This is a genomic window from Paenibacillus sp. SAFN-117 (assembly GCF_051966115.1).
GTDB lineage: Bacteria > Bacillota > Bacilli > Paenibacillales > NBRC-103111 > Paenibacillus_L > Paenibacillus_L residui.
On the sequence record NZ_JBQCLK010000025.1, the window covers coordinates 49361 to 66842 of the forward strand.

Sequence of the window (17482 nt, forward strand, 5' to 3'; positions counted from 1 at the left end):
CCCGGAACTGGAGATGAGTAACCGGTATCAGCGGAAGCTTTTTATGCCAATAGATGCATTACATTAAGACTACGAAGAACTAAATACCCTGATGTGGAAAAAGAAACCTGAAAGTCCTTTTGGACATCCAGGTTTCTTTGCAAAATGGTTTCTGTTCCGGGAAGATATGAAGTGTCTGACTGCAGGTGTGAGGTCCTCTAGTCTCGTTTCTTCCATTGAATCTGCCAAGATTGGGCTGCCATATGTAGAACTAAAATTGTATTTTCAGACTGTCTCCGTTGACATACACGCCTGCGGAACGGGTAATCGGCAGCCTCTGTTCAGCCGAGAAACCAATGGTTTCCCCGTCCCTTAACGTAACGTCCTGTTCCAGGATATATCCGGAAATCTCAATCAGAAAATCGCGCAGCTCACTCGGACTCGCTTGAGAGTCCAGGATTTCGATCTCATCTTTGCCGAAGGCTCGAAGTCCGTAAGTATATGCGCCCATACCGTTTTCCGTTCTGATAAGGCCGAAATGTACGAGATTCAACAAGGGCAGCATATCATCGGATTTCATAAGGTTCGCGAATTCCAGATAAAGCTCGGGCTGAAAGACGGTACCGGAAGTGTAAATTCCGACGGCGTTCGGAAGTTTCAAACAACTGGCCGCAAGCTTCGTGTACAGTTTGGCGCTGTCGAGCGGGGAACCGGACCGGGTAAAGACGGCCAATATGATCTGGGCGACATGTGTTTTGGTAACTTCGACGGCATCCTTCCACAAATAGTTGGCCTGGGCAAAATATTCGGCTTCGCCATCCGGTACGGGGGCATCGACAAAGCTGACCGCCAACATGAAGCCGTCTACATCAAAAACAAGGGTTCCGCCTTTTTCTTTAGCGGCATCTTGCCCCTCTTCCTCCGGAGGCGGACAAGTGATGTTCCAATCCTGCAGCAGATTTGCTTTGATTTGTTCCAGATCGCATTCCGGCGAATTGAGCAGAACGAATCCGTTGAAGATGCCGGATGAATCGTCTTCGGATGCTTCTTCTTCCGATGCTGTATTTTGTGATTCTGCTTCGAGCGCTGCGGCCCGATCCATCCAGTACTGGCGGATCATTTCAACGAGAGCAATGGCTTCTTGCTCCGCCGTCGCAGGATCATACGGCTGCATCTCGCTGAACACATGGCCGCAATGCTGCGTATCGGACGGGTCTTCATAACCGCCGCAAACGCCAAGCAGCCATTTTCCTAACACCGATTTTTTATACTTGAATATGTAGTAGTGCATGCCGTGTAAATCAAATTCTCCCGCGATTTCAATTTTGCCGGGCTCCCGGCCGAGCTCATGTTCATCCGCCAGCCATTCAATCATGGATTGCATAGCCGCTTGCTGCTGGATTGTCATTCATTTCCCGCCTTTTATTATAAAATGATTGTTCTATAATTGTTTATACTACTAACTGTTGGGAGGTTAATCAATCTAATAGATTGTCTTTTTAGGATTGGAATATAAAAGAGGGCCTAGTTGCGACCTCGACTCTCAGTAACAGCCTCTTTAAGGGAGGCTTGTATAGATGAAAACTTACACTTGCTTATATTTTGAAAAAACCTCCCTGCAAACCTGAGGCTCACAGGAAGGTTCAATTCGAAAGCAGCACTTACCCCAAAATGGCGTGCCACTGGAAAAATAGTGCGGAAAGCATATGTTTCCCGTACCCTCCCGCACCCTTTCCTCTATTTTACATGCACCAGACAGACAGCGATTAGACCGCCGTCCTGAGTAGTCACTTTTATCGTCGCGGTTCCCGTGGCCATCGCCTGCACTTGGCCCGCTGCATCAACTGTCGCCACTGCTATGTTATCCGATTCCCAGATGACGTTCCGATTGCTGGCGAAAACCGGGGCTACTTCCGCCTTGAGTACAGCCGATTCTCCAGGAGCCAGATGAAGCTCCGTGCGGTCCAATGTCACGCTCGTGACCGAAACGGTACGATCCTCAATCGTATAGCGCCACAAGGTGTTTCCGTAAGAGGTGGCAGGACCGTTTTTAAAATAAAGATTGCCATAAGCATCCTGCGCCAATCGATGCGAATCCTGATTCCGGAGAATGGTTACCTCCTTGCTTTCCGGATCAATTTGGAATAGCTTACCTTGGGCTGTACCGTATATATATCCGTCCTTGCCAAGCTCAAGCTCGACTCCGCCCCTTTCATAACCCAGACCCGGGAATTTCTCTTCACGGTAGATAACCTCTTGCTTCTCCGGATCGAAGATGAACAACGTCCCTTGGGCAAGCCCCCAGATATGACCTTCCGGACCGACCAGCAAGGCGCCTATGGCGGTGAGCCCGGGAACTGGAACGGTTTCATAGGTTATCCTTCCTTCAGCGATATCCCATATAAACAGCTTCGCTTCCTGGGCAACGGGCTTCGAGCTTTCGCCATAGATGCTGGAACCGCCATATACTTTCCCGTCCTTATAGGCCAATGAAATGACGCTCTGGTCGGGGATCAGGTTGCGGCGGATGTCCGCTTGCCCGGTAGCGATATCATAAATCGTAAAGGCCCCGCCCAGCATTCCGTAATGCGGGGAAGTTCCGATGAACAGCTTCTGATCGGCTTCCGACCCGGCCATAGCTACCGGCCGATTCTGATTCTCGCTCCCCATGGTAAACAATTGACGCGGGTTCTGTTTGCTTTTCCACGGTTTGCTCAAATCGTACTCGAAAATCTTCGCATCGGGGTAGACACCGAAATACATCTTATTTCCCAAGGTCAAGATCGACTCCGACTGCCCGATGCCGGTCTGCCGCACAATCGTTCTGGTGTCGGGATTGAAGATACCTACCCCACCGGAAATGTACCCGTTGCTGTAAATATTCCCGTCCGGACCTGCTGCGACGTTAAATATATCTGTTGGCTGAGCCGGAAGCGGCAATGTAAAGACCTTCAGCTTCTGAGTCTGCAAATTGTACTTGAACGCCTTGCCTTCATAATTGCCTATGAAACCGAATAAGGTCGGCCCCGGGTAGTCGGGATCATTCAATCGGACGAAGCTCCATCCGATCGCTGTCTGGCCGAGCACGGCGGGATGGCCCCCAATCATTACCTGGCCGGTTGTCTTAGTGTCCAGATTATACTCATACAGATGGGCACCGTTAGTGTAGTAGACGACATTTCTTGTCGGATCGGCAATAATTCCCCGGGAGTGGGCTGTGAATTCCGCATCTACACTTCCGGTAGCCACATCCAGCACAACCATGTTATATCCCGGATCCAGCTTGATGAACAGCTTTCCGCCCACCAGATTGAGATCGTAAACAAAGCTGTATTTTGCATATTCATCGGGCAGCAGGTTTCTTTTTGCTCCCGTAGCAGGGTTAAATTCGATCAGTGCGGCATGGGCCCCGACCCCGGCATAGAGCAATTCTTTCTCCCGATCGTAAGCGACACCGCGAACATACTGCTCCCCGGGCTTCATCTGGCCGTAATCGGTCATTCCGTTGGCAGGATCATATTGAAACAAATTACCGCCCGGGTAAGTTCCCCCATAGATTTTTCCATCCTTGCCTGGAATCATACCGTAAATGACGGTAGTCCCTGCAACCGGCTGGCCTAAATCCTCCACTAGATCCGCGCCGGGAGTATATTTATAGAGGTGCCCGTTCGGATAGCTGCCAATATAGACCGTGCCGTCCTCTGCCGTTACGATAGACCACGATCCGGTTGCCCCCGGAAGGTCGAAGGTTCGGACGACCTCTTCCGATTCCGTATCGACAATGGCGAATTGGCCAGGGTCCCCTACAATAACGGTATATCCGACATCTTTACCGGCTGTGTCCTGTCCGAACGCTCCCGTCATGATGGTCAGATTGGCAATCTGTACGCCTAAATCCTCCATATAAGGGGTGACCTCGACCACTTGCGGAGTTTCCGCAATAACCGCCCCTTCCGCATCAACGACCCGGTAGACAAACGTATAGGTTCCTATCCTGGAAAACTTCAGCGTCCAGGTTTCCGTCTGGCGGTATTGTGCGGGAAGGTCCTTCCCCGGCGCCCACTCTCCCTTGTTCATGAAGGTATGAACCACTCCTGAGCTATCCTCTGCCCGGAACAATAAATCGCCGGGTCCTTCTATTTTCTCGAAGGTAATAGTCACATCCTCGTATCCTTCCTTCCCGAGCTCCTCTGTCTCCAAAGTAACCGGGACCTGAAGGTATTGTCCGGCTCCTGCGGTTTCAGGCAGGTCATACTGAAAGCGATAGGTAGAGCGGCGGTCTTCCCCGGCACCTGCGCCCTTAACCCTCACACGGATTTCATCCGACACTCCTCGATAGGTGGCTTTCAGTGTCGCTTCGCCTTCCTTCAGCGCCCGCACAGTCATGCCGGATACGGAGAGTACGGTCTTGTCGCTGACTGTAAGGATGACATCGGAAACCTGTTCGCTCCCTCCCTTGTGAAATTTCGCGATGACCCGGACCTCCTTCGATTTTCCTTCCTTCAGGTTAAGCGCTTGGGGAACAATCTTGATCGATTGCGGAATTTTCCCCTCCGCCAATTCATTATGCATCCCCCCAAACTTTCCGAACTATTTGCAAAAACAGGCATCACCGCCAACATACTGCACAAGCCAATGAGCACCAACGCCGTCCATCTGCGCAGCATTCATTCAACATCTCCCTTCACTGGATTTGATAGTGGACATTTGAGTCGTACAACATTTCGTATATTGAGTATAAGTCTTGTTGTAAAGCGCTTTCATTTCTTTTGGTCAAAATTACCCGCCTTCTAAAAAGTATCCCTCCTCCCTATAAAAGGTGAAGAAGACAATCATGCAGTAATATCTACAAGTATTTTACCTGTACATAAATAGATTGGCAAGAGTATCCTTATAATCCTGCGGAAATTTAGTTTGACTGAGGTTGAAGTTCTAACTCGGTTTCTACTTGCGGCCCTCCAGATAGCAAGAATTCGGAACTTATATCCATATTGCCGCCCCATGGCCCAGATATAGCAAAAAGACATGCATTTGTGCATGTCTTTTTGCTGCATTTCCTTAAATCGCGAGAAAGACGAACGAAAATGCAGGTCTTTTACCTCGAAAAGCCGAAAACCAGTCAAAATCGTTAAATTCACCTGCACTTTTGCATGTCATTTGCCGATTTCAGCCAAATACCTTCGAAAGACCTGCACTTTTGCCGGTCCTTTCACCCCGGAAGGCGTCCCCTCACAAGGAAGCCCCGTGAAGAACGATCATTCGACTCGGAAGCCTCGCCTTGTACCGCTCGAATCCGGGGCTGGGACGTCTGCTTTATCCCGCAGATACCAACCGGCCGGACGACGGCATGTTGCTCCGGCTAGACCCGCAAGCCCCACACCTTATCCGCGCCCCCTCATACCGCCTCTTGCTTAGCTCCCCCGGTAAACTGGCTGTTATACAAATCGGCGTAGAAGCCGCCCTGCTCCAGCAGCTCCTGGTGATTGCCCTGTTCGATGACGTTGCCTTCATTCATCACCAGAATCGTATCCGCGTCGCGAATGGTGGACAGCCTGTGCGCGATTACGAAGCTTGTTCTTCCCTTCATCAGCTCGTTCATCGCCTTCTGAATATAGACTTCCGTTCTGGTATCGACACTGCTTGTCGCTTCATCGAGAATAAGAATAGCCGGATCGGACAATATCGCCCGGGCAATCGTCAATAACTGCTTCTGCCCCTGAGAAATATTCGAGGCCTCCTCATTCAGAACGGTGTCATACCCGTCAGGCAGAGTCCGTATGAAATGGTCGGCATGAGCAGCCTTGGCCGCCGCGACAATCTCTTCGTCGGTAGCTCCCGCCCGCCCGTAGCCGATATTCTCCTTGATAGTGCCGTTGAACAGCCATGTGTCCTGAAGCACCATTCCGAACATTCCGCGCAGATGTCCGCGCTTGAGCTTTGTAATATCGACACCGTCAATCGTGATTCGGCCGTCGTTCAGCTCATAGAACCGCATCAGCAGATTGATCAGCGTCGTCTTGCCCGCACCGGTCGGCCCCACAATCGCAACGGTCTGGCCCGACTTCACATCGATGTTCATGTTCTTGATCAACGGGGCATCTTCCTTGTACCCGAACCGGACGTTGCTGAACTGTACCTCGCCGCGCGGAGCAGTGATGGATATGGCATCTGCCGCTTCCGGCACTTCCTCCTCTTCATCCAGAAGCTCGAAAACCCGCTCCGCCGAAGCCATCGTGGACTGGATGACGTTGGCGATATTGGCCAACTGGGTGATAGGCTGGGCAAACTGTCTCGAATATTGAATGAAAGCCTGAATGTCCCCGATTTCGATCGCCCGTCTCGTGACGAGCACGCCGCCAATCACGCTGACGAGCACGTACCCGATATTGCTGATAAAGCTCATGAGCGGCATGATGATTCCGGATATAAATTGTGCTTTCCAGCCTGCTTCGTACAGCTTGCCGTTAATTTCCTCGAACTTCTCCACCGACTTGTCCTCATGCCCGAAAGCCCTGATGATCTGGTGGCCCGTAAACATTTCTTCCACGTGGCCGTTCAGCTCTCCGAGTGACTTCTGCTGGTCTTTAAAGTAGGTTTGCGAACGTTTGGCGACCGACTTGGTGACCAGGAAGCTCAGAGGCAAAGTCAGAAAAACGATCAGAGTAAGCAGCGGGCTAATCGTCAGCATCATAACGATGACTCCCACGAAAGTGACTACCGACGTAATCAACTGCGTCAAGCTTTGCTGGATGGTGCTGCTGAGGTTATCCACATCGTTGACGGCACGGCTTAAAATTTCCCCGTTCGTCCGGGAATCTAAATATTTTAGAGGAAGCCGCGCAAGCTTCGCGTTGACTTGTTTGCGCAAATCATACACGGTTCTCTGCGTCACTCCGGCCATAATGTACTGCTGAATGTATGCAAACAAGGAACTGATCAGATAGAGTTCCCCAAGGACGACCAGAATCTGCAGAATGTAGTCAAAATCGATCCCGGCCCCCGGCACCATAAAGCCTTCAAACAGGGCGGTGGTCGCTTTTCCCAATATTTTCGGGCTGACAATGCTGAATACCGTACTGAGCACAGCCGCTGCGAAAACAAACATCAACGAATATTTATGCGGTTTTAAATAGCCGATCAGCCTTCTTAACGTTCCCTTGAAATCTCTGGCCTTCTCGATCGGCATCCCTATCCGCGGGCCTCCATGTCCATGTCCGGGCCGACCCGGACCGGGTCCTCTGCGTTCTCCGCTCATGCGATTTCCTCCTCTGACAACTGGGAAGAGACGATTTCCCGATAGACCTTGCACGTATCCATCAGCTCGCGATGAGTTCCGATTCCCGCGATTTCCCCTTCATCCAGCACGATAATCCGATCCGCATCCATAACGGTACTGACTCTCTGGGCCACAAGCAGGACGGTGGAGTTCGTCGTTTCTTCTTTAAGGGCGGCCCTAAGCTTGGCATCCGTTCTGAAATCGAGCGCGGAGAAGCTGTCATCGAACGCATAAATCTCCGGCTTCCGCACCAAGGCGCGAGCTATGGACAGACGCTGCTTCTGCCCGCCGGACACATTCGCTCCCCCCTGGGCGATGACCGAATCGAAGCCGTCCTTCATCCCGGTTATAAACTCCTCCGCTTGAGCTATCCTCGCCGCATGCCGGATCTCTTCATCGGTAGCCGTCTCCCGCCCGTAGCGGATGTTGTCTGTAATGGTACCGGTGAACAGCAGCGCCTTCTGCGGAACGAGGCCGATCTTCTCCCGAAGACTTTCCTGCGACATCTCGCGAACATCCACCCCATCGACCAGAATTTGCCCGCTGTCCACATCGTAGAAACGGGGGATCAGGTTAATGAGCGTCGATTTGCCCGAACCGGTTCCGCCGATAATCGCCGTGACCTCTCCCGGATTAGCGTGAAAGGAAATATTGGAGAGCGCAGGCTTCTCCGCCCCCGGATAGCTGAACGTAACATCCCTAAACTCGATATATCCTTGCCGCCCCCGGCTCGTCTTGGGCTGCTCGGGATCCTTGATTTCGGGAGTCATCTCCAGCACCTCGTTAATGCGCGCCGCAGAGGCGGAGGCACGGGGAATCATGACGAACATCATGGAAACCATGAGCAGGGAGAACATGATCTGCATGGCATATTGGATAAAAGCCATCAACGCCCCCACCTGCATATCCCCGTTGCCGATCCGGAGTCCGCCGAACCAAAGGATGGCGATTGTGGAGAAATTCAGCACCAGCATCATGATAGGCATTAAGGAAGCCATTAATCGATTGATCTTAACTGCGGTCTGGGTAAGATCCAGGTTGGCTTCGTCAAAACGCCGGGTCTCGTGATCGATCCGGTTGAAGGAACGGATGACCCTAATTCCGGTCAGCCCTTCGCGAAGGACCAGATTTAACTTGTCCAGCTTGACCTGCATCGCTTTAAACAGCGGCATACCTTTAACCGCGATAGTCACAATGGCCGTTACCAGAATGGGAATAACGAAGACGAGAACCAAAGACAATTGAGCGTCCTTAGATACCGCCATAATAATTCCGCCGATACACATCATTGGGGCCATGATCATCATTCGCAGCATCATGGTCAGCACTTGCTGAACCTGATTAATATCGTTGGTCGTCCTCGTAATCAGCGAGGCGGTTCCGATTTTATCGAATTCTTGCAGGGAGAACCTCTCTACATGGGCGAAAATCTTGCCCCTCAGCCGGCGTCCGAAGCCAACCGAAACTTTGGAGGACAAAAACCCGGCAGCTATGGAACAAACCACGCCAAAGGCCGCCACTAACAGCATATAACCGCCGATCTTCAAGATATAAGAAGTATCCCCATGAACGATCCCGACATCGACGATATCCGCCATCAACGTAGGCAAGTAGAGCTCCGACAAGGTCTGAATGAAAATAAGCACCAGCACTAGAGCGATCGGAAGACGATACGGCTTCAACAGTTTGAACAGCCTCAGCATTTATTCTGCACTTCCCTTCGATGGGGATAAAATCATGTCTTTTTCATTGTAATAGGCAAACACTTTGGTCAATAGCTCCACCAGCTTCTCGCTGTCTTCTTCCCCCAAGAACTCCACCAAACCGCGAAAAGAAGCAGCGAACACTTCCTTCGCTTTCCGGGTTACCTCGTCCCCCTGTTCAGTCAATCGGACTTGGACAACCCTCCGGTCTGCGGAATCGATCTTCCTCTCGACCAAGCCATTAGTTTCCAAAGCATTGATTAACTGAGTAACCGTGGGGGAGGTTACATGGAGACGCCTGCTGATCTCCGATACCTTCATCTCCTCCATCCCCTCGTTCCTTCCATATCTCAGACAGAACAGCAACTTGATTTCGCTCGGTTTATATCCGAGGACAGAGCGTTCATGCCAGTCCGCTCTTTTAAATTTCATAAATGCCCGTAGCAGCTTCCTCTCCGTAGTCAGTTCTCCGGGTTCCATAGGATCACCTCCACTTGAAAAATAGACGGGTAAAAAAACGCGGCCGGCGCTCACGGACCCAATGTCAAAGTGACGAGCCGCCCCAAATCATCCTGCAGAAACTTTAGTCCCGCCCATTTAATTTAGTAACTAAATATTTTCTTAACTAATTTAATAGGCAACCTAATTATATTTTTAGTTTGTGTTTTTTGTCATTTCCATTTTAAGCAGGGTGCAGGTCGCCTTGGAAAAACATCTTGGTCTGCGGCGTGATTAAACTGTTTTTCACATTGTCTATAACAATAGAAGCATCGAACGAATGCAAGAATGGAATGGGGTTGATGATTGTATATGATTAAGTTTCTATTCTTCGTTGTGATCATTACCGGGTTGATGACAGCATGCATGGCTCCCGGGACATCTGTGGAGCTTCCAGATTCCGCATACCAAACAGCTCAGCAAAATACTTTAAACCGGAATCATGTGCCGGTTACCGAAGGGGAACCACTCCCGGAGGACTTAACAGAGCGTAAGGTCGTGCCGGATAAGGAAAAGGAAATTATAGCAGGCATTAAAGAAGAAGCTTTGTACGGACGAATGAAAGATGTGGGAACCGCATTGGGGTCTACCTTTCAGGAAATCGTGGAGACGTACGGGGAACAAGAGGGAATCGGAAATCAGGAATGCTGGACATATTCGTATGGTCATCCTGCAATCGACGCTATTTTCTATTATGATCATGATTCTTGCTCCGGTGCCCATGAGCCTAATCGGCTGCAGCAGGGCACGGTGCTTAATAAAATCTCCGTCACTCCGGAGCTTTTTAATATCCAAATGAACGGGAAGGATGTCAAGGAAGCTTTAGGAGAACCTGACGAGGAATATTGGAGCGAATCCTATGGCGGCTATTATTTTATTTATGATTTAGACACCTATCGGCTGGAATTCATAGCAGACGAGAATTCGGCTGACAAGGAAGTCTATCAAATCGATCTTAGAAGCCTTGACTGAGGGGGAGCAAAAGAGGTAACTTCTCGCGGACGAAATTATTCAATGTATTATGTCAATTTTTTAACGAATAATGCGAAAAAACAGAGTTAACGGATGGTCGCGATAACCGAAACCCCTGATGAGGCAAGATGGTATTTAGGAAGATCCCCTTCCAGTTGAAAAAATGTAAAAATACTTTTAATATGGCCGCTTTTCGCGTTTTTGCCCGGAATAAGTGCATTTTTCCCCTTAATCGAGGCGACTTTCCACACATGGAAAAATAAATGCACTTTTACTTTTAATTGGGCCAAAATTTCTAAAACTCGGAAAAATAAGTGCACTTTTGCTTTTAATTGGCCAAGTCAGCCAGAACACGGAAAAATAAATGCCATATTGCCTTTATTTGCCCACTTTCGAGACCTGGGAGGCAGGCAAGCAGCCGGAGCCAACCATGACCAAATTTTATAGACAATCCCCCTCTTCTCCTTTATAATATCGGTATAATCAAGCCACGAAGGCTTGCGACGGACTATTGGACTTGAATGATTGTAAAGATACCACGAAGGTTGAGGAGCCGCAGAAGCGGACCGACGGCCATTCGTGGCTTTTTATTTGGACTGGCCTGGACTGGCTTGAAAGGAACCCCCCCGAGAATCAGAATTAACTGTATTTTATGCAGTTAGATTCAAGCCAATGGCGAAAATGATTGAACTAAATGGAAAAAGTACATTTAGAATCGTGGTTTTTTGCTGAAATCGCCCTTTTCGTCCAAACTAGCTGTAGTTTTTCCATTTAGTTTCCGTTCTTTCGCTCTAGCAGAACAATCTAAATGGAGGAAATCCAGTTAGTTTCCGTTCTTTCGCTCTAGCAGAACAATCTAAATGGAGGAAATCCAGTTAGATGCGCCATTCCGTTTGCACGGCATCAGCAGAAAATGAAAATAGACGGATTTTCAAGGTAGATGCCTACTACGGCGCGCGGAATTATCCAGGTAGATGCCCATGACGGTGTACGGAATTACCCCGTTAGATGGCCACGACGGTGCATGGAACGGTGCGCAGGGTTATCCAAATAATGGAAACGGGTGGGCTTATTTTCAAGATTGCCGCTACAGCCGTGTCGGAAACGGCATTATTTTGACAAGCTACCTAATGTCATCAAAGTTTTTGTTTAAAATTGGATAGAAACAACACAAAGGAGAGCAACCTGACTGTGAGAAAACAGAGTAAATGGATTGTCATCGCTTTACTGGCTTTAGCCATGCTGCTGCAGGCCTGCGGGCAGGAAGACGGGAAGCAGGAAAATCCTGCCAACCCCGCCAACGGAAAAGCCGATCCCGTAGAATCGACAGGTAACACGTTAATTTACGCGGCGGAAACGGAGTTTGACAAGATCAATCCGGTGCTGGAGGATACCGCGGATATCAATAATCTTATTTTCCGGGGATTGATGCGCTTCGACGAAACCAACACTCCCCAGCCCGATATGGCCGAGAGCTACGAGGTTTCCCCGGACGGCCTCGTGTATCAATTCAAGCTTAAGCAGGGAATACGGTTTCACGACGGCCAGGAACTGACCGCCGAAGATGTCGTCTTCACGATAAGCAGCATTCTGGATGAGCAGGTTCAATCGGTCGTACGCTCGGAATTTGTCCAAATCGATTCCATTGAAGCCGTCAATGACCATGAAGTGAAAATTACCCTTAAGCAGCCTTTCCCGCCGCTTCTGGACAAGCTGACCATCGGCATCGTGCCGAAGCATGCCTTGGACGGGCAGGATATGAATACGGCCGACTTCAATCAAAATCCTATCGGCACCGGCCCATACCGGTTCGTGAAATGGGATAGAGGCCAGAGCGTCACTCTGCAGGCCTACCCCGAATATTACGGCAAACGGGCCTCCATCGACCAGGTCATCGTCAAGTTCGTCCCGGACAGCAGCGTGCGGATGCTGCAGCTCGAGACCGGAGAGGTCGACATGGCTTATCTGGAGCCTAACGCGGTCGAGAAAATGTCCAAAAACGACAAGATTGCCATCTATAAATCTCCGTCCGCCGACTACCGCGCCATGATGTACAACATGAACTTTGAACTGTTTCAGGACGTCAATGTCCGCAAAGCTTTAAATTACGCTGTCGATCGGGCCGCCGTCGTGGATGGAATCCTGCTCGGCTACGGGGAGCCTGCCTACTCCCCCCTGCAAATGAATAAATTCGCTAACGAACAAATTGAAAAATACGAATACAATCTGGACAAAGCGGATGAATACCTGACGGCAGCCGGCTGGATTCCGGGCAGCGATCAGATAAGGGTGAAGGACGGCAAGCGTCTGGCCTTTACGATCACGGCACCTTCATCCGACCCGGTTCGCGTCCAATTGGCGACCTACCTCGCTTCCCAATTGAAGAAAATCGGGGCCGACGTCAAGGCGGCCGCCTTGGATTGGAGCGTCATCGATATTTCGAAGACGGAAGCTTTCATGCTCGGCTGGGGCAGCCCTTTCGACGCGGATGACCATACGTACAGACTGTTCCATTCCAGCGAGATCGGCTCGGGAACCAACTACGGTTCTTATTCCGATCCGGCCGTGGACAAGCTGCTGGAGCAGGCCCGGACGACGGCGGACACCGCGAAGCGGGAGGAATTATACAAGCAGTTCCAGCAAGCTCTGGCCGATAACCCTCCATATATTTTCATCGCTTACCAGCATGCTCTGTATGGGGTTAATCAGAAAGTGAAAGGAATCAAGATCAAGACCTTGGGGCACCATGGAGCCGGATTCCTGTGGAACCTGGAGGAATGGACCCTGCATGATTAACCGGTTTCTCCTCAGTCGCCTGGTGCAAGGGATTCTGGTCCTGTTTATTGTGAGCGTGGTCTCATTTTTCATTATGGACTCGATCCCGGGCGACCCCGCTCTTGCCCTATATGGGAATCAGGCTCAGAAGCTGACGCCGGAGGAGAGAGAACGGCTGAACCGGAGCTTCGGCATGGATCGGCCCCTGCATGAACGATATACCCAATGGCTTAGGCAGGTCCTGCAGGGCGATCTCGGGAAATCTTACCGGGAAGGCCGGGATGTCTCTATCATTCTGAAGGAACGGCTTCCGAATACCCTTCTCTTGTTCGCTTGTTCCATGCCTCTGATCATTTTATTTTCCATGATTTGGGGGATCAAGGGCGGGCTGCACGAAAACTCACTTTGGGACAAAGGGTTGTCCACGGCGGGCATCTTCTTCGCCTCCATCCCTTCCTTCTGGTTGGCGATTCTGGGAATCTATATTTTCTCTGTCTACGGGGGCCTGCTCCCTTCCTCCGGAATGACCAGCCTGCAGGTAGGCGGAGGCTTCCTGGACAGGCTCAGGCATCTTGTCCTTCCCGTGTCGGTATTGACCGTAACCCATACCGGACTGTATGCGCGTTTTCTACAGGAGAAAATGATCGAAGAGAAAAACCGCCCCTACGTACTCGCCGCCAGAGTCAATGGAATGCGGACTAAAGATATCGTCCGCGGCATAGTGACCAATGCTCTCGTTCCCTATGTCAATTACTTGGGACTAACCGTCCCTTCCTTCTTCGGCGGCACGGTCCTGCTCGAATCGGTGTTTGCCTGGCCCGGTCTCGGCGACCTGCTCGCCAAATCCGCCCTAACCCGGGATTATCCGCTATTGATGGGAGCCATTATGCTGATCGGTCTCCTGGTCGTACTCAGTATCCTGATCACGGATCTCGTTTCCTTTTACCTAAACCCTAAGCTCAGGAGGTTGGGCGCGAATGATGTTCAATAGCCGGGGACTTTACTTATGGGGAGGCCTGCTGCTGGCCGTATTGATGCTGTCTCTGCTGGCTCCCTTCTTCACCCGTTACGATCCGGTCGAGGTGGATCTTCATTCGGTGTTCTCTCCCCCGGACAGTAACCACTGGCTGGGTACGGATCATCTGGGCAGAGATGTGTGGTCCAGACTATTGTACGGCGGCAGGGCTTCCCTCGCTGTGGCGTTCGTGTCCGTCCTTATCTCTTCCATAATAGGAGTTGTCTACGGTGGGATCAGCGGCTATATCGGAGGATGGATCGATCAGTTTATGATGCGAATCCTTGAGGCTCTGCTGGCGATTCCTACCTTAGTTATTATTCTGGCCATGCAGGCCTTCGTTCAAGGCGGAATCTGGAGCCTGATCTTAATCATCGGCTTGACCGGATGGATGCCCGCGGCGAGAGTGGTCCGCTCCCAGGTGCTGGAGCTGAAGGGTCAAGGCTTCGTGCAGGCGGCTTATTTGCTCGGAACCCCGGCCTGGAAAATTTTTAGTATCCATTTACTGCGGAACAGCTTGGCCGGGATTTTTGTCATTACGGTGTTTCAATGTGCCGGTGCGATTTTTACCGAGGTTTCCCTGACCTTCCTCGGGATCGGACTCCCTCCGGAGATGCCCTCCTGGGGCAATATGTTAAGCTTTGCACAGAAGGATATTCTGCTTGGAGCCTGGTGGGTGGCGCTGTTTCCCGGGCTGATGATCGTCCTCACCCTGCTGTCCATCAACTTCATCGGGGAATCGTTAAAAAGAAAATTCGGCTACAGGGGAGGATAACCGGGAAAGGATGCCTTATGAACGACAACGATGTTCTTCTTCAAGTTAAAAATTTAACCGTTACGCTTCCGGGCAAGTCCGGGCAGAAGGTTCGCCTGTTGAACAGGCTTGAATTCGACCTGAAAGCCGGCCAAATCGTTTGTCTCGTGGGCCGCAGCGGCAGCGGCAAAACGATGACCGCCCTCTCGCTCGTTCAGGAGGTTCCTTCCGGAGCCGTTCTCACGGGGGAGGTGCGTTTTCATGGGGAGGACCTGCTTCGCTTGCCTCAGGAACAGCGGAATCTTATCCGGGGAAAACGAATCTTCACCATTTTCCAGAACCCGATGAATTCCTTCAATCCGTCGATCCCAATGGGTAAGCAGCTGTTTTCTTATGCCCGCAGCTACGGTCAGGCGGATAAATCCGCCTTCTATGCGGAGATGATTCGCATCCTCGAGAAGCTGAATATATCGGAGCCTGCCTTGCGACTCAAGCAGTATCCTTTTCAACTAAGCGGAGGCATGCTGCAGAGGATGCTGATCGGGCTGGCTATCTGGACCCGGCCGGAGGTGCTGATCGCAGACGAGCCGACGACCGCTCTCGATCCCGGCATTCAGAAAGAAATTCTGCAGCAATTCCGGCTGATCCGGGACAGTTGTGGCACGGCCATTCTATTGATCACACATCATTTCGGCGTGGTGGCCGAGCTGGCTGACCATGTTCTCGTTCTACAGGACGGCACGATCATTGAACAGAATGACGTATTCTCCCTGTTTGACCGGCCCGAGCATCCGTACACCCGGGCTCTGCTGCAAGCATCCTACGGCGAGGAGGTGGTTGCCGATGCTGCTGGAAGTGAAGAACCTGACGAAAATGTATCGCAATGACATGTCCCTGTCCTTGTTTCGGCCTTCGGCGAGGCGGGAAAAAGCGGTAGACGGGGTTACTTTCCATATCCGCAAGGGGGAACGAGTTGGCCTGGTGGGCGAAAGCGGCTGCGGCAAATCTACGCTGAGCCGACTTCTGGTTAAGCTGGAGCCTCCGACGGGAGGCGACATCCTCTTCGAGGGCCAACCGATTCATCCCCTGCGGGGGGCCGCTCTTAAGGATTTCCGCAAAAGCTGTCAGCTCATTTTTCAGGATACGGCTTCTTCCTTGAATCCTTCTCTTAAAATCAGAACTTTGTTGAGTGAGCCGCTGGACAATTATTACTCTCTTACGAGGGCCGAGAAAAATCGGAAAATCAGCGTCCTTATGGATAAGGTCGGCCTCCGTACAGAGCTGTTAAACCGTTATCCCCGTTCATTAAGCGGCGGTGAGAAGCAGAGGATCAGCATTTGCCGTTCCCTGCTGCTTGAGCCGAAGCTGCTCATTTGCGACGAAATCGTCTCCAGTCTGGATGTGACCTTCCAAGCCTCCCTGCTCCGGCTGTTGAAGCAGCTCAATCGGGAGAGCGGGCTTGCTCTTCTATTCATTTCCCACGATTTAGAGGCCGTCCGGAAGCTGTGCGACCGAATCCTCGTGATGGACAAAGGGAAGATCGTCGAGGAAGTGAAGAATACGGAGGAGCCGGTATATCGGCATCCTTGTACCGCCCGCCTGTTCTCCTCCCTGCTTGTGAATCACCCGAAGGAGCGTATGACGCCGTCCCCCGCTTCTGATATAATCGGTATGGAACCTGACTGACAGGGAGGCATCTGTCCTAGACTCCCTGCCCGGAATATGACTGAGCCTTGGCTGTATTCTATTGTGCGGACATGGCGCAGGAAGCAAAAGCGCCGGACAGATACATACCTATTTCGAAATTATTGGAGGAACCATGAGAATTGCAGTCGTCGACGGACAAGGGGGCGGAATCGGCAAAGCCCTTGTCGAGAAGCTGAAGCAGGAGCTGCCGGATATTCACGTCATTGCTCTGGGAACGAATGCGCTGGCCACCTCTCTTATGTTAAAAGCGGGAGCCAATGAAGGCGCCTCGGGAGAGAATGCCATTGTGTTCAACGCCCCCCGGGTCCAGATCATCGCCGGAGGCATAGGAATCATCGGGGCCAATTCGATGCTTGGCGAGCTGACCCCGCTAATGGCCAAGGCCATCTCGGAAAGCCCCGCCCGCAAGGTGCTCATCCCCTTCAACCGCTGTCACCTGCATGTCGTGGGCGTGAAGCCCGTCTCTCTGCCGGAGCTGGTGGAAGAAGCGGTCTCCTGCATCAAGCAATTATGCGGGGAAGTATGATGGGGACATGCTTGCGCGGAATTTCCATTTAGTGAGGATTATGTGCGTCGAGGTTCCATTTTATGGTGATTCTGTGCGTCAAGATTCCATTTTATGGGGATTATGCGCGTCAGGATTCCGTTTTATGGCGATTCTGTGCGTCGAGATTCGGTTGTATAGTGATTACACGCGTCGGTGTTCCATTTTATTCCATTTTGTGGGGATTATGTGCGTCGAGGTTCCATTTTATGGTGATTCTGTGCGTCAAGATTCCATTTTATGGGGATTATGCGCGTCA

General features: G+C 51.2%; 12 protein-coding genes. 7 read left to right on the forward strand and 5 right to left on the reverse strand.

Going from position 1 to position 17482, the window contains the following annotated elements; all coding sequences use genetic code 11:
• Positions 1-250 precede the first annotated feature (250 nt).
• The 5 genes from ACTHRH_RS16680 to ACTHRH_RS16700 form a co-directional block, all read right to left on the reverse strand.
• Positions 251-1387 carry a DUF4261 domain-containing protein gene (locus tag ACTHRH_RS16680; protein WP_379291208.1) on the reverse strand — a complete coding sequence of 379 codons (1137 nt, stop codon included), beginning with the start codon at positions 1385-1387 and terminating at the stop codon, positions 251-253.
• 329 nt (positions 1388-1716) lie between these two features.
• Positions 1717-4551 (reverse strand): Ig-like domain-containing protein, encoded by a 2835-nt coding sequence (locus ACTHRH_RS16685; protein ID WP_440416627.1) that lies wholly within the window; start codon positions 4549-4551, stop codon positions 1717-1719.
• 823 nt (positions 4552-5374) lie between these two features.
• On the reverse strand, positions 5375-7234 hold the full coding sequence (locus tag ACTHRH_RS16690) for an ABC transporter ATP-binding protein (protein ID WP_440416629.1): 1860 nt from the start codon (positions 7232-7234) through the stop codon (positions 5375-5377).
• Positions 7231-8958 (reverse strand): ABC transporter ATP-binding protein, encoded by a 1728-nt coding sequence (locus ACTHRH_RS16695; RefSeq protein WP_144934810.1) that lies wholly within the window; start codon positions 8956-8958, stop codon positions 7231-7233. Before ACTHRH_RS16695 ends, ACTHRH_RS16690 begins: the two co-directional genes overlap by 4 nt.
• Positions 8959-9438, reverse strand: a complete 480-nt coding sequence (locus tag ACTHRH_RS16700; RefSeq protein WP_440416631.1) for a MarR family winged helix-turn-helix transcriptional regulator — start codon at positions 9436-9438, stop codon at positions 8959-8961. It lies immediately after the preceding gene.
• Between the two features lie 330 nt (positions 9439-9768).
• Between ACTHRH_RS16700 and ACTHRH_RS16705 the strand changes: the two genes are divergently transcribed.
• The 7 genes from ACTHRH_RS16705 to ACTHRH_RS16735 all read left to right on the forward strand — a co-directional run bounded on the left by ACTHRH_RS16705 (position 9769) and on the right by ACTHRH_RS16735 (position 17205).
• Positions 9769-10428: a hypothetical protein gene (locus tag ACTHRH_RS16705; RefSeq protein ID WP_144934805.1), complete on the forward strand. Its 660-nt coding sequence runs from the start codon at positions 9769-9771 to the stop codon at positions 10426-10428.
• Between the two features lie 1191 nt (positions 10429-11619).
• Positions 11620-13224, forward strand: coding sequence for an ABC transporter substrate-binding protein (locus ACTHRH_RS16710; protein ID WP_440416633.1), 1605 nt, complete (start codon positions 11620-11622; stop codon positions 13222-13224).
• Complete coding sequence (locus ACTHRH_RS16715; protein WP_144934799.1) at positions 13217-14194, forward strand: ABC transporter permease; 978 nt, start codon at positions 13217-13219, stop codon at positions 14192-14194. Before ACTHRH_RS16710 ends, ACTHRH_RS16715 begins: the two co-directional genes overlap by 8 nt.
• Complete coding sequence (locus ACTHRH_RS16720) at positions 14181-14993, forward strand: ABC transporter permease (RefSeq protein WP_260982036.1); 813 nt, start codon at positions 14181-14183, stop codon at positions 14991-14993. The genes ACTHRH_RS16715 and ACTHRH_RS16720 overlap by 14 nt, the downstream gene beginning before the upstream one ends.
• 17 nt (positions 14994-15010) lie before the next feature.
• Positions 15011-15859, forward strand: a complete 849-nt coding sequence (locus ACTHRH_RS16725; RefSeq protein ID WP_379291328.1) for an ABC transporter ATP-binding protein — start codon at positions 15011-15013, stop codon at positions 15857-15859.
• Positions 15816-16658 carry an ABC transporter ATP-binding protein gene (locus ACTHRH_RS16730; protein WP_440416636.1) on the forward strand — a complete coding sequence of 281 codons (843 nt, stop codon included), beginning with the start codon at positions 15816-15818 and terminating at the stop codon, positions 16656-16658. The genes ACTHRH_RS16725 and ACTHRH_RS16730 overlap by 44 nt, the downstream gene beginning before the upstream one ends.
• Positions 16659-16791: 133 nt before the next feature.
• Positions 16792-17205, forward strand: coding sequence for a DUF3842 family protein (locus tag ACTHRH_RS16735; RefSeq protein ID WP_144934790.1), 414 nt, complete (start codon positions 16792-16794; stop codon positions 17203-17205).
• Positions 17206-17482 lie beyond the last annotated feature (277 nt).